Origin of the sequence: Streptomyces sp. NPDC005799, assembly GCF_040630525.1 — a bacterium.
Lineage (GTDB): Bacteria > Actinomycetota > Actinomycetes > Streptomycetales > Streptomycetaceae > Streptomyces > Streptomyces griseorubiginosus_B.
Genome location: NZ_JBEXXQ010000005.1, coordinates 40784 through 54763, shown reverse-complemented (window position 1 = coordinate 54763; position 13980 = coordinate 40784). Strand labels below are relative to the sequence as shown.

Sequence of the window (13980 nt, the reverse complement as noted above, 5' to 3'; positions counted from 1 at the left end):
TCAACGTCCCTTCTCCGTCCGGGAGTCGGTGCTGCCGCCGAGCCTGCGGGAGACCCACAGCTGGAGGCAGGCCAGGGCGATCAGGCACAGCCCGAAGATGACGGACATCGCGGCCGCGCGGCCGTACTCGCTGTACTGGAAGGCCTGTTGGTAGATGTGCAGGGTGGGGACCTCGGTATGACCGGCGGGGCCGCCGTTGGTCAGCACCTGGACCGTGCCGAAGATCTGCAGACCGCTGAGCAGGGTCAGCACGCTGACGATGCCGGTGACGTGAGACATGCCGGGCCAGGTGACGTAACGGAACTGGGCCCACCCCCGGGCTCCGTCCAGTGACGAGGCCTCGTACAGCTCCTTGGGCACGTCCTGTCGGCCGGCCAGGAAGAGGATGAAGCCGAATCCCCAGTGGTACCAGACGAACACGGCGGCGACCGCGATCACGGCCGTCGTGGGGTCGCCCAGCCAGTTGTGCTGAAGACCGTCGAGGCCGACGGCCTTCAGCGTCTGGTTGACGACCCCGATGTTCGGGTCGAGGAACCAGGAGAACATCACACCCACCACGACGGTGGAGAACACCCCGGGCAGGTAGTACACGGTGCGGAAGAACGCCGATCCGCGGCGGGCGCGGTGCACGGCGAGGGCCATCACCATCGACACCGCGTTGGCGACGACCAGTCCGACCACGCCGTAGAGGACGGCGTTCTTCATCGAGCCCCAGAACTGGGTGTCGTGCAGCACGTAACGGTAGTTGTCGAGCCCGACGTAGGGCGTGTCCAGGCTCACCCCGTCCCAGGACTGGAAGCTCAGCAGGATGCCCTGCACGAACGGGACCACCGTGAACATGGCGATCACGGCCAGCGCCGGTGTGAGGAAGAGCCAGGCCGCCAGAACGCGACTGCGGCGCCGCATTACGCGCTCTTCTGCGCCGCGTCGAGGTCGCCGAGTACCTGGTCGACGGTGCGCTCCTTGAGGATGAGCGCCTGAGTGCCCTTCTGCAGGGCCGTGTTGACCTGCTCCAGGATCTGGTTCGGGACGAGTTGGACGTCGGAGATCTTCGCGGCGATGCCCGCCAGTTGCTCGGGGACGTCCTTGTCCGACACGGCGCGCGCGGAGGGGATCAGCGGAACGCCCTTGGCCCAGGCCTGCTGCTGCTTGGCGGCGGTCAGCCACTTGAGGAACTTCAGCGCCTCGGCCGCCTTCTTGCTGCGGGGATTGACGGCCGCGCCCTTGGCGGCGCCGCCGACCAGTCGTGGGGACCGGGTGCCGTCATCGGCCTTGGGCAGGGGGAAGGAACGGAAGTCGGTGAAGTCCGGGGCCGTGGCGCGCGCCACGCCGACGGCCGAGGTGCCGTCGAAGATGGCCGCGACGCCCTTGGTGTTGAAGAAGGCCTTCTCCACGGTGGGGTTGTCGGTGGTGCCGCTGGGCAGCGAGCCGGTGGCGATCACGCCGGCGTCCCGCAGGTCGGCCACGAGCTGGAGGGTCTTGCGCCAGCCCGCGCTCTTCCAGCTGTTCTTGCCCACGAAGGTGGCGTTCAGTTCCTCGTCGGACATGTAGTTGGACGCGTAGGACTGGATCACCTGGTTGGACAGGCTCGTCGCGAACCAGAAGGGGCCCTTCCCGGACTTCTTGATCTTCCGCAGCTGGTCGATGAACTCGCTCATGGAGGCTGGTGCCTGGTCCGGATCGAGCCCTGCCGCCTTGTACAGCGCGGCGTTGACGAAGATGCCGAGGGCGGGAGTCTCCCAGTGGGCGCTGTAGATGCCCGGCTTCACATGCTGCGGGTTGTCCGCCCCGAACGTCGTGGTCCTGAGCGTGGCGGGTCGGAAGGTGTCGCCCCAGCCGCCCTTCATCTGGTCCGTCAGGTCCATGGCCCAGCCGGCCTTGTAGTAGGGAGCCATGGAGTGGCCGTCCACCACCGAGTACATGTCCGGCATGTCGCGGGACTGCGAGCTCGACTGGAGCTTGGTCAGGAAGTCGGTCGGACCGACGTCGTCGATCCTGATCTTCACGCCGGTCTGCTGGGTGTACTGCTTGGCCAGCGCCTTCAGCGTCGCGGCCTGGCCCCGGGACTGGTTCATGAAGACGACCTCGGAGCCGCCGCCCGACGAGCTGCTCCCGCCCGAGCCACAGGCGGCCAGCGTGGTGGCGGCCAGTCCGCCGCCGACGGCGCCGAGGAAACCGCGGCGGGACAGGAACGGGGCGGCGGCCGGCGAAGCCGTCTGCGCGGTGTGGTCTCGCCTCATCGCGAGCCTCCTCCATGGGTCAGGGTGCCGAAACTTCACGGCGTAATTGATCGAAAGAGATTTCCGTCCGATTTGCTGACGGTGCACGCTAGATACGGCCGAGATCTTCGTCAACCCTTTGAACACGGCTTGTTTCAGCAGGAGATCGCTGACGATCGGATCGATAGGTGATCGAAAAAAGTTTCGGTGCTACGGTGCTCCGCGTGAGGAAGTAGTCTGACCGGCACGCTCGTCAAAGGGGGAGTCATGGCATCCGCTTCCAGCCGCGTCACACTGGCGCAGATCGCCGAGTATGCCGGTGTCTCGGTGGCCACCGTGTCCAAGGTCATCAACGGGCGCCCGGACGTGGCACAGCAGACCCGCGACCTGGTGCTGGACCTGATGCGTCAGTACAACTACGGCGGCAACCGTGACGACCTGCGCGCCCACCCCACCGTGGAGCTGTTCTTCGGCTTCGAGCGGCTGAGCATCTACCACACCGAGCTCATCCAGAGCGTGGTCGACGCCGGGGCCCGTGAGGGCATCGCCGTGGTGGTCAGCAGGCGCGGCGACCAGGATCCGGCAGCCGACCCCGCCGCCTGGGCCCGCGGCCTGGCCGCCGCAGGCCGCCGCGCCGTCATCACGGTCACGGCGAACACCCTGTCGGGCCCGATCCTCGAAGCCCTCAACCGGGTCCGGCTGCCGGTGGTGCTGCTCGACCCCGAGTCACTGCCCGACGGCTCGATCGTCAGCGTCGGCGCGACCAACTTCGCCGGCGGCAACGCGGCCACCGCCCATCTGCTCTCCCTCGGCCACCGCCGGATCGCCTTTCTCGGCGGCACGGAGCACGCCTGGTCCAACCAGGCCCGGCTGCACGGCTTCCGCAGCGCGATGGAGGCGGCCGGCGTGCCTGTGCTGGGTGAACTGATCCGCCACGCCGGTACGTTCCACGCCGCCGAGGGCGTCGAGCACGGTGGACGGCTGCTGGCCGTGGAGCCGAGGCCCACCGCTGTGTTCGCCGCCTCGGACGAACTGGCCGCCGGGGTCATCGAAGCCGCCCGGCTGCGTGGTCTGCGCGTCCCCGACGACCTCAGCGTCGTCGGCTTCGACAACACCCCGCTGGCCCAGGTGATCTCACCCCCGCTGACCACCATCCACGGCCCCGTCCCGGAGATGGGATCCGTGGCCCTGCGCACCGCCCTGCGCCTGGCCGCCGCCGAGGACATCGACTCCCATCACGTCGAGCTGGCCACCCGCCTGGTGGTCCGTTCATCGACTCGGGCACTGTCGGCCCCGAGCGACGCCACGGCCTGAACCGACCGGCCACCCCACGGAAAGGGAGGCGACGGCACCGATGGCCACGCCCGCTCCGTACGACCTCGCCATCGACTTCGGCGGCGACCTCTTCCCAGTCTCCGGCAGCAGCCCCCGCCTGTCGTGGAAGCCCCTCACCGGCATACCGGCGCACGCCGTCCACGAACTGGAGATCCACGTCGAGGACCGGCCGCCACTGACGACCCCCGCCCACGACCATCTCTACGTCGCCTGGCCGGCCCCGCCCCTGCGCAGCGGCGAGCGCGTCCGCTGGCGCGTCCGCTCCCGCGCCGAGTCACTGATCTCACCGTGGAGCGCCTGGCACGACTTCGAGGCCGGTCTGCTCGACGAGGACTGGACGGCGCACTGGATCACACCGGCCGACGACCCGCAGCACGCGCTCCTGCCCCCCGGCACCCGCCCAGCGCACGTCCTGCGGACCACCTTCACCGCGGCCGAGGTGGTCCGTGCCCGGCTGTACTCCACGGCCCTGGGCGTGTACGAGGTCTTCCTCAACGGCGAGCGCGCGGGCACCGTCGAACTCGCTCCGGGCTCGGCCTCGTACGACCGCACCTTGTACGCCCAGGCGGCCGACGTCACCGCGTCCCTCCTCCCCGGTGCCAACACGGTCGAGATCGTGCTGTCCGACGGCTGGTACCGCGGCCAGGTCGGAGCCTTCCGCAAACCCGCCGGTTGGGGCGAACTGCTCGCCGCCCGCCTGGAGTTGCACCTGGAACGCGCCGACGGCTCGCGTCAGACCGTACGCACCGACGAGCGCTGGACCTCCGCCCCGAGCCCCGTCACCCGAGCAGACCTGATGGACGGCCAGATCACCGACTTCCTCGCGGCCCCCGGCCCCGAACGGCCGGTCCTCGTCGACGCCGTGACCGCGCCCCCGATCGACTGGTCCCCGGCCCCACCCGTGCGCTGTATCGAGGACCGCCCCGTCGCCTCGCTCACCCGGCTGCCGGACGGCGCCTGGATCGCCGACTTCGGGCAGAACGCCTCCGGCTGGATCGCCCTCACCGACCTCGGCCCCGCCGGCACCCGCACTGTGATCGACCACGGCGAGCACCTCGACCCCGTCACCGGCGACCTCACCACCATCCACCTCGACATCCAGCGCCCGGGCGACCCCGTGACCGTCTTCGTCCAGCACGACGAGGCCGTCTCCTCCGGTGCCACCGGCGAGTACTTCGAGCCCCGCCACACCGTGCACGGCTTCCGCTACGCCCGCCTCCAGCGCGGCGAGGTGCCGCTGGAGGCGTCAAGCCTGACCATGCGGGTGGTCCACACCGACCTGCGTCCCACCGGCACCTTCGCCTGCTCCCACCAGGACCTCAACCACCTGCACGAGGTGGCCCGTTGGAGCTTCCGCGGCAACGCCGTCGACGTCCCCACCGACTGCCCCACCCGCGAACGCATCGGCTGGACCGGCGACTACCAGGTCTTCCTGCCCAGCGCCGCCCGCCTCTACGACGTCTCCGGATTCAGCCGCAAGTGGCTGCGCTCGGTCCGCGACGACCAACTCGACGACGGGCGCATCGCCAACTTCTCCCCGGACGGACGGCGCATCAAGCTCCGCGGCGACAAGCGCCTCGACATGATGACGGGTTCCGCCGGCTGGGGCGACGCCATCGTGCTGGTGCCGTGGGAGCTCTACCGGACCTACGGCGACCGGCAGGTGCTCGCCGAGAACTGGGACGCGATGGTCCGCTGGGTGGAATGGGCGCTCGCCACCGCCCGCACCGCCCGCCACCCCTCCCGCGTGGCCCGCTCCGAAGTGCCCTTGCGGCACGAGGAGTTCGTCTGGGACGGCTCCTTCCACTGGGGCGAGTGGGCCGAGCCCAAACCCCGCACCGAGGACGGCTCGCCCATCGAATCGACGGACGACGACCCCGAAGCCTGGATGAAGACCGACAAGGGCGAGGTCGGCACCGCGTTCCTGTACCGCTCGACCGTCACGCTCGCCAGGGTCGCCCGGGTCCTGGGCCGCGAGGCCGCGGCCGCCCGCTACGCCGGGCTGGGGGAGCGGATCAAGGAGGCCTGGCGGACGGAGTTCCTCGACGACACCGGCCGTACGACCGTCGACACCCAGGCGAGTTATGTCCGCGCCCTCGCCTACGGCCTGGCGCCCGAGAAGCTGCGCGACGCCGTCGCCGCGCGGCTGACCGAGCTCATCGAGAAGGCCGGCACACACCTGGCCACCGGGTTCCTCTCCACTGCCCACCTCCTGCCCGTCCTCGCCGACACCGGCCATGCCGACCTCGCCTACCGGGTGCTCCTCCAGCGCACCTCGCCCTCCTGGCTCGGCATGCTCGACCGCGGTGCCACCACGGTGTGGGAGGAGTGGGACGGCGTCGACGAGGACGGCAACGCGAACGCCTCGCTCAACCACTACAGCAAGGGCGCCGTCATCCAGTTCCTGCACACCCACACCCTCGGCCTGCGGCAGGCGTCGGACTCGGTGGCCTGGGAACGGTTCGTCGTCGCCCCCGTGCCCCACGCGTCGGTCGACTGGGCGCGCGGCACCTTCGACAGCCCGCGCGGCACCATCGCGGTCGACTGGCACACCCAGGGCGACACGCTGCACCTGACGGTCGACGTACCGCCCACCTGCACGGCCACCGTGGTCCTGCCCTACGGACGTGAACTGACAGCAGGGCCGGGCCGGTTCCGGTATCCGGCGGTCGACTGACGGCGGTGCGGCCCTCCAGTGACGGGCCCGAGGTCCTGACAGAATGCTCAAAAGGCTTCTGAGATGCTCGTCTTGGTGATCTCCTGAGCGACGTCCCAATGCTCCGCGAGCTTGCCTTCTTCGACGCGCCAGATGTCGACGATCGCCAGGTCAGGGCTCCCGTCCGTGAATTCCATGTGCAGGTGAAGGGCAACCATCGCCCCGTCGCTGATGATCCGCTTCACCGTGGCCCGGCCACCTTTGGCCGCTTCCTCTTCGAGATATGCGATGGCGCCTTCCCGGCCTCTCCCTGCTTTCGGGTTGTGTTGGACATAGTCCTCAACGGCGTACTGCTCGAAGGCTCGGCGAGCGCCATGAGCCTGCAGGGTGGAGAGGAAACCTTCAAGCACTTCACGGCTTGTCGGGACTGTCATTTTGGCCTCCTGGTGCCACAGTCTGCCGAACAGGCGAGGGCAGGGATCGTCGGTAGCTCCTGGATGGTGCACATCGAAGCCGACGATATGGGCGACTTGTTCATCCAACGAACATGCCCCTTGAGCGTGACGCGGGTCACTTCCTACGTTGACGCTGCTCGTCGGCCGGTCACCGTGCCGAGCGTTCTGAATCTGGTTCGGTTGAAGGGCCACGCGGAGGAACTCCGCGAAGACCCATGAGCGGTCGGCAGCAGTGTTGCCGGGCTAGCCGCAGCACAAGCATCCACACTCAGCGGCCGACGGGGAACGTCGGTTCGGCAGCAGCGTTTCGCGCGCAAGGAGTCATCCATGGTTCAGACCGACTCACCCAGTGACGCACCCGGGAAGGGGGGCGGAAACCCTCAGATCTCGGGCACTCTGCCCGCACCCATTCACGCTGTCCTCCTTGCGGAGACACCCCGTTCCGCCCTTGGAGGCGTCGAGGAAACCAGTTCTGCACGGCACGGGCGCTAGCCATGGCCGGCGAATCTGCGGTCCAGCCGGTCCCGCGGCTCGAGGTCCGTGGTCTCTCCAAGACGTTCGCGGGCGTCGCGGTCCTGGAGAACGCGAGTCTGACGATCAGCCCGGGGGAGGTGCATGGCCTGGTCGGGCAGAACGGCTCCGGCAAGTCGACGCTCATCAAGCTGATCTCCGGTGTCTACTCGGCGGATCCGGGCGGCGAGATCCTGCTCGACGGCGAGCGGATCGGCCCGCCGATCAAGGCGAAGGCGCTGCACGGACAGGGGCTCTCGTTCGTGCACCAGGATCTTGGTCTCGTGCCCGACCTCTCGGTGCGCGACAACGTGCGGGTCGGCAGGCACTCGGTCAACCGGATCACCCGCTGGATCCGGATCTCCCAGGACGCTGTCGCCGCGCGCGAGACGCTGGAATACCTCCGCACTGACATCGACCCGTCGGCCGAGGTCTCGACCCTGCTGCCCAGCGAGCGGGTCGCGGTCGCCGTCGCACGGGCACTGCAGGACCGGACCCCAGGCACGGGTGTCGTGGTCTTCGACGAGTCCTCGCGCGCCGTCCCGCATGAGGCGCTGCCGGCGTTCTACGACATGATCCGCCTGCTCAAGAGCCAGGGCACCGCCGTGCTGTTCATCAGCCACAACCTCAAGGAGGTGCTCGAGATCGCCGACCGGGCGACGGTCCTGCGCAACGGCCGTGTCGTGGAGGCGGGCATCGAGACGGCAGGGCTCGACGAGGCCAAGCTGGCCGGACTCGTCCTCGGGCGTGCCGCCGAACTCGGCGACATCATGGAGAGCCTGCCGCCCACGTCCCGGCCCGAGGCGGTCGAGTTCGTCGACGTCCGCGGCGGACGGGTCACAGGTGTGAGCGCTGCCATCCGTCGCGGTGAGGTCGTCGGCTTCACGGGGACGGTCGACTCCGGCCTGTCGGACCTCGGGCCGCTTCTCGGCGGCGACCGGCGCGGCACCGGCAGGGTCAGGCTCGGCGGACGCGTCGTCGACCTGGCCCGTGCCAAGGTCGTCGACCTCCTCGACGCCGGCATCGCCTTCATTCCCGCCGACCGGCACGACAAGGGTGTCGCGCTCGAGCTGACGGTCGAAGAGAATGCAACTCTCCCGCACCTGCGCAGCAGGGGAAAGCCCTGGTGGACCGGGTTCAAGTGGCAGCGCGCCGAGACCGAGAACATCGTCGCGCGGTTCGACATCCGGCCGCCGAACCCCACCATGCCCGTGGCCTCGATGTCCGGTGGCAACCAGCAGAAGGTGCTGCTGGGCAAGTGGCTCCTTGGGACGCCCGACCTGCTCGTGCTCGACGACCCCACACAGGCGGTCGATGTCGGCGCGCGACACGCGATCCTCACAGCGAGCCGGCAGGCGGCCGCCGACGGATCGGCGGTCGTGGTCTGCTCCTCCGAGGTGGAGGATCTCGCGGCGATCTGTGACCGGGTGCTCATCCTCCAGGACGGCCGGATCGCCCGCGAGATGACGCGACCGTTCGACGCGGACGGCGTTCTCTCCGCGATCTACGCCGCCGACGACGCGGCGCACCGTTCCACCCTTGCACCGACTCCCGCAATCGAGGCCTGATGGCAACCACACGGTCACAACCCACGATCGCCTCCGGCGTCGCGCCCCGGAAGACGGGCCTGCCTCTCTCAGGGGCTGGAGTCTACGTGCTTCAGCGCTACAGCCTCGTACTGCTGTGGATCATCATGGTGGTGCTCTTCCTGGTGCTTCTCCCGAACAGCGTCGACCTCACAAGCGCGTCGCGCGCGGTCTTCGGCCAGCAGACACCGGTGGTCTTCCTCGGCCTCGCGGTCATCGTCACGATCGCCGTGGGCGAGTTCGACCTGTCGTTCGCGTTCATCTACGGCCTGGCGGGAACCACGTTCCCGGCCCTGGTCGTTCTGCACGGCTGGCCGGTCCCGCCGGCGATCCTCGTGGCCCTCGCCGCGGCGGTGCTCGTCGGCCTCGTGAACGCGGTACTCGTGGTCGTCGTCGGGATCAGCTCGATCGTCGTCACCCTCGGCACGGGGAGCATTGCTCTGGGCATCGCGCTGTTGCTGTCGGACCAGTCGAACGTGAGCGGCCTCGACCCGGGGCTCGCGCAGGTCGCGCTCGGCAGTTTCCTGGGCCTCCCGGCGGTGTTCTGGTACGGCGTCGTGCTCGTTGTCATCACCGCCTACGTCATGACCGCGACTCCACTCGGCCGATCGATGCTGTTCGTCGGCTCGAACCCGAACGTCGCGAGACTCGCCGGTATCCCCGTCCGCCGTATCCGTTTCGGCGGCTACCTGATGTCCGCTCTGCTCAGCGGCGGTATCGGCATCATCCTCGCGTGCGGCGTCGGCGGGTTCAGTACCGCGACGGCCCAGTTGCAGATGATGCCGGCCCTCGCCGCCGTGTTCCTCGGAACAGTCGCGGTAGTTCCCGGGCGATTCAACGCGGTCGGTATGTTCATCGCCGCCTACTTCCTGCTGACGGGCATGTTCGGGCTGCAACTGCTCGGACTGTCCGGGTGGGTGACGAACGTCTTCTACGGTGCGGCGTTGGTCATCGCCATCACCGTGTCGTTCCTTCTCCGACGCCGTGCGCGGGGCTGAACCGGTTCCCGTGCGGGACTTCCCTTCCGCCGGGAAGCGATGCGAGACACGGCGGTGGCTGAAGTCGCCCTGGTCCTGACCTGCTCGCCCACGGACGGGACAGCGCTCTGCTCTCGAAGAAGAGGGCCAAGTGATCACCCACTCAAAGAAGAGAGGCAATCTCATGCTGAACGGGCGCAATCAATCGTGCGGACTTCTCGCCGCCTGCACGGTGCTGGCACTCGCCCTCGTCGGCTGCGACAGCGCCAAGACGAGCTCGGGCTCATCGGGAGACGCGGCGGGCACCGTACCGCCCAGCGTCACGAAAGCGGTCAACGCGGCGAGACAGCCGATCGACACGTTCGCCGCGCCGGGACCGGCCATCGACACCTCGAAGATCACCGGCGGGAAGGTCTACGTCGTCGTGCCGGCGCTCGAGGTGCAGGACTTCTCGGTCGTCGCAAACGAGATCAAGAGCGTGTTCTCGCGCTTCGGCGTCGACGTCGAAGCGTGCGGCACGACCGGCGGCTCGCCGGACGGCGTCGCCAACTGCCTTCACCAGGCGATCAACGCGAAGGCCATCGGCATCGTCACCGTCGGCATCACCCAGAACACCGCACCGAGCGGGATCGCCGACGTCGCGAAGGCGGGCATCCCGCTGGTCAACGGCCTGACGACGGCCACCGGACCTGGCGCCCCGAAGCTTGTCAGCTACGTGGCCCCGGGCTTCGTGAAGCTCCACTCCTGGCTGACCGATCAGTTCATCGTCGACTCCAAGGGCTCGGCCCATGTGCTCGCGATGCGCACGACCTCGAACGACATCACGCCTTCCTGGGCCAATGACGGCGTCGTCAAGGTGCTGAAGGACGACTGCGGCGGCTGCTCGTCGAAGGTGATCGACGTGAACACGGTCAACCAGGACAAGATCTCGACCGAGGTGTCGACATCGCTGGTGTCGGACTCCGACATGAAGTACATCGTGGCCGGTACGAACAACTACATCCCGGATGTCGTCTCGGGAGCGCAGGCCGCGGGCCGCAGTGCCTCGGAGACCAAGATCGGCACGGTGGGCGGCGCCCTGGCCGTGATGCAGCAGCTCGGCCAGGCCCAGTGGGTCGGCGCGGTCGCCGCGTTCAGCCTTCCGGCACTCTCTTGGTACATGTCCGATTCGCTGCTGCGGCTCATGGTGGGCCAGCCGCGTTCGGGCGAGCTGGACTTCCCGTTCCAGCGTCTGTTCACGTCCGCCAACGTCACCGGCCTCGACCTCAGCCAGAAGGGGTGGTCGAGCGGCTCCTGGTACGGCAAGGCCGACTATGTGAACGGGTTCCTCAAGCTCTGGGGCAAGAAGTAGATGGCAGGCGGCGAAACCACCGAAAGGAACAAGCAGGTGGTCGAGGCGTTCGTCAGCGAAGTGGCGATCGCCAAGCGACTCGACCGTCTCGACGACCTCGTCGCGGTCGACTACATCCAGCACAACCCACACGTCGGCCAGGGGCGAGAGGGCGTCCGTGAGTACTTCGCCGGATTCCATCGCGTAGGGGAGAAGGATCTCGATCCTTCCGGGACCGTCGAGGTCCACCTGATCGGCGAGGGCGATCTCGTGGTGCGACACGAGATCCGTGTCAACGGCTTGCACATCGACATATGGCGGGTCCGGGACGGCATGCTCCAGGAGCACTGGGACGCGTGGCGTTCGGCGCCGGGCTACGACCCCCCGACGGGATCGTGACGGCGGGTGCCGGACCCGGCGAGGCGGCCGGATCGGAACCCGGGCGGCTGGAACGCAACAAGCGGCTCGTCGAGGACTTCCTGGCGGTCGCCCACGGCGATCTCGCGGGTCTGGACCGGCTCGGCGAGTTCGCGGCCGCGGACTACATCCAGCACAACCCGAACATCGGGCAGGGACTCGACGGACTGCGCACGTTCTTCACGCACATCCTCTCGCTTCCGCCCTCCGAGCGCCTTGACCCCTCCAGGGAAATCGAGGTGCACCTCACCGCGGAGGGCGACTTCGTGGTCCGGCACGAGATCCGCGAAGACGGGCTGCTCATCAACGTCTTCCGTCTCGAAGGCGGCCTCGTCAAGGAGCACTGGGACGCGTGCCGCCCGCCGCCCGGCCGCGCGATCATCCACGGCCTCGAATGAAGTCCGATCCAGCGAAGGGAAAGGGGAAAGGAAATGGAAATGGCTGACGAGGCCTACGACCTCCAGCGCAACAAGCAGATCGTCGCCGAGTTCTTCGATGTCGCCCACGGCACGGTGGAGGGACTGGAGCGTCTCGACCGGTACGTGGCCGCGGACTACATCCAGCACAACCCGAACATCGAGCAAGGTCGCGAAGGGCTCCGGAAGTTCTTCACCTACATCCTCTCGCTGCCCCCGGAGGAGCGCCTCGACCCGGCGAAGGAGATCGAGGTGAACGTCATCGCCGACGGGAAGTTCATCGCCCGTCAGGCAATCCGCGAGGACGGGCTGCTGATCGACGTCTTCCGCATACACGACGGGCTGCTCGTCGAGCACTGGGACGCGTTTCGCCCGCCGCCGGGTGGCAAGGTCATCCACGGACTCGAGTGACATGACCCGACTTGAGCGCCGGCGCCATCCGGTCCTCGCGGAAGCCGGATGGCGCAGGCATCTCCGAGTCAGCGACGACGATCGATCCTGAGCCGTCGCGATGTGCGCGCCGGGCCCCGCGCCGAAGGGGAACCTGCCTTGCCTCCAGGGCTCGATCGGCTTCGGGACGAACGTCGCCCGAATCGCGTTGCCGACGGCTTCGCGAAAACGCTCGCGTGAGAAACTAAAGGACGCCGGGCGCGGAGGACGCCAGCGCCGCTTCCAACTCGCTCAGTACCTGCGGGTCCGTCAGCGGTTCGCCATGTCCGGGGCACAGAAGCAGCACGTCGTGGGCGGCCATGGCCGCGGCGGAGCGACGGGCCGAAGCCGCGTCGTCGTTGAAGTGGCCCAGTGTCGGCCCTCCCGGCGTGGTGACAATGAGGTCGCCGGTGAACAGGACGCGGGGCTCCCTCACCAGGAGGCCGATGCTGCCCGCCGTGTGCCCATCCCCGCTGATCACCGTCGCTCCGCCCCCGATCGCGACGATGTCCCCCGACTCCACCTCGGAGTCGACGCGACACGGGGGAGCGGGCGGGATACCGGCGGACACTCGCTCGAATATCGCGCGCTCCTCGTGGGTGAGCGTCCGGCGCGGGGGAGGGCGCTCACCGCGGATGACCGGAGCGTCGGCGCGATGCGCGACCACTTCAACATCGCCCCAGTTCGCCACATCCGCAGCCGCGCCCGTGTGGTCCTCGTGGTGGTGCGTCAGCACCAGTCGCTGGAGGGCTGTGGTGGGCAAGCCCAGTTCAGCGAGTGCGGGCTCGTCCCCGGGAAACCCCGCGTCGATCATCGTGACCTCTGATCCATCCCACCAGAGGTAGACCTGTGGGAAGTCCGTTCGGATCATGAAGAGATCGGGAGCAAGCTTGCGGATCTCAGTCGCTCGGTCGCCCATGGTCTGTTTCCTTCTTGTCCTGATGGCACCTGGCGGACGCGTACAGCGGCCGTCTTTGGCCGCGACGTTGTCATGCGGTGCCTCATCTCCACTCTGTGAACTCTCCTTTGTCGACGCCTCGTCCTGAAGCCTGCCGTCCGTTCATCGAACAACGGCGTCAGGACGAGGCTGCCCGCCTTCCCGGGCCTGGGACGGATGTACCGGATCCGGCGTCGGGTGCTGACGGAGATCGAGGGCTCCCGGGTCCGCTGGAAGGCGCGCGGACGGAGGCGGTTGCACGACCGATGCACCACCGCTGGCGGCACCGTCGGAGAGGACGTGTCCCACACCGCCGAACACCGACATTGCCGGTGCGACGTCTGATCTCGGCGAGGCGAGGTTCCGTTGGCCCCCGTTTGGGTGTGGCCGTCGACGGTCCCCGGCGGAGGGAGATCTTGCAGGTCGGGAAGCGGCGGACCGGCAAGGGAGCGACGTCGGACATCTTCTGCGCGGGGACAGCTTGTTCGTCCAATGAACAGGTCCATTGAGCGTGACGGTGGTCACTTCCTACTTTGGCGCTGCCTGGCAGGTCGGTCACGGCACCGGGCGACCCGAATCAGGGTTGGTCGCAGAGCTACGCGGAGGCGGTCCGCGCAGGCCCCGGGGCGGTTCGTCGGCGGTGTCGCCGCACGGTCGGACAGAGCGCCCCTCACAAGGTCCGGCGGCGAACGCCGGTTCCGACAGCAGCGCGT

12 protein-coding genes are annotated in these 13980 nt (G+C 68.4%); 8 read left to right on the top strand and 4 right to left on the bottom strand.

Translation table 11 applies throughout. The annotated features are described in order from the left end of the window. Both ABZ453_RS06920 and ABZ453_RS06915 read right to left on the bottom strand, forming a co-directional pair. Positions 1–906 (bottom strand): sugar ABC transporter permease, encoded by a 906-nt coding sequence (locus ABZ453_RS06920; protein WP_359012302.1) that lies wholly within the window; start codon positions 904–906, stop codon positions 1–3. Next, positions 906–2240 (bottom strand): extracellular solute-binding protein, encoded by a 1335-nt coding sequence (locus tag ABZ453_RS06915; RefSeq protein ID WP_359012300.1) that lies wholly within the window; start codon positions 2238–2240, stop codon positions 906–908. The genes ABZ453_RS06920 and ABZ453_RS06915 overlap by 1 nt, the downstream gene beginning before the upstream one ends. A gap of 246 nt (positions 2241–2486) precedes the next feature. Here ABZ453_RS06915 and ABZ453_RS06910 point away from each other — a divergent pair, with 246 nt between their 5' ends. Then, positions 2487–3533: a LacI family DNA-binding transcriptional regulator gene (locus tag ABZ453_RS06910; RefSeq protein WP_359012299.1), complete on the top strand. Its 1047-nt coding sequence runs from the start codon at positions 2487–2489 to the stop codon at positions 3531–3533. A 40-nt stretch (positions 3534–3573) separates the two neighbouring features. After that, entirely contained in the window at positions 3574–6231 is a 2658-nt protein-coding gene (locus tag ABZ453_RS06905) for a family 78 glycoside hydrolase catalytic domain (RefSeq protein WP_359012297.1), read from the top strand. 47 nt (positions 6232–6278) lie between these two features. Here ABZ453_RS06905 and ABZ453_RS06900 read toward each other — a convergent pair whose 3' ends face one another. Further along, positions 6279–6752, bottom strand: a complete 474-nt coding sequence (locus ABZ453_RS06900; RefSeq protein ID WP_359012295.1) for a nuclear transport factor 2 family protein — start codon at positions 6750–6752, stop codon at positions 6279–6281. 407 nt (positions 6753–7159) lie between these two features. Here ABZ453_RS06900 and ABZ453_RS06895 point away from each other — a divergent pair, with 407 nt between their 5' ends. From ABZ453_RS06895 to ABZ453_RS06870, 6 genes are all read left to right on the top strand, one after another. Then, positions 7160–8743 (top strand): sugar ABC transporter ATP-binding protein, encoded by a 1584-nt coding sequence (locus ABZ453_RS06895; RefSeq protein WP_359012294.1) that lies wholly within the window; start codon positions 7160–7162, stop codon positions 8741–8743. Between the two features lie 86 nt (positions 8744–8829). Then, positions 8830–9759 carry an ABC transporter permease gene (locus ABZ453_RS06890; protein ID WP_359012292.1) on the top strand — a complete coding sequence of 310 codons (930 nt, stop codon included), beginning with the start codon at positions 8830–8832 and terminating at the stop codon, positions 9757–9759. A gap of 163 nt (positions 9760–9922) precedes the next feature. Beyond that, complete coding sequence (locus ABZ453_RS06885) at positions 9923–11089, top strand: hypothetical protein (protein ID WP_359012290.1); 1167 nt, start codon at positions 9923–9925, stop codon at positions 11087–11089. Continuing rightward, positions 11090–11467: a nuclear transport factor 2 family protein gene (locus tag ABZ453_RS06880; RefSeq protein ID WP_359012289.1), complete on the top strand. Its 378-nt coding sequence runs from the start codon at positions 11090–11092 to the stop codon at positions 11465–11467. Continuing rightward, on the top strand, positions 11425–11883 hold the full coding sequence (locus tag ABZ453_RS06875; protein WP_359012287.1) for a hypothetical protein: 459 nt from the start codon (positions 11425–11427) through the stop codon (positions 11881–11883). The genes ABZ453_RS06880 and ABZ453_RS06875 overlap by 43 nt, the downstream gene beginning before the upstream one ends. Positions 11884–11922: 39 nt before the next feature. Beyond that, entirely contained in the window at positions 11923–12312 is a 390-nt protein-coding gene (locus ABZ453_RS06870) for a hypothetical protein (RefSeq protein WP_359012285.1), read from the top strand. A gap of 223 nt (positions 12313–12535) precedes the next feature. On the opposite strand, the gene ABZ453_RS06865 is transcribed toward ABZ453_RS06870, so the two are convergent. Next, complete coding sequence (locus tag ABZ453_RS06865) at positions 12536–13249, bottom strand: MBL fold metallo-hydrolase (RefSeq protein ID WP_359012283.1); 714 nt, start codon at positions 13247–13249, stop codon at positions 12536–12538. Positions 13250–13980: the final 731 nt, after the last annotated feature.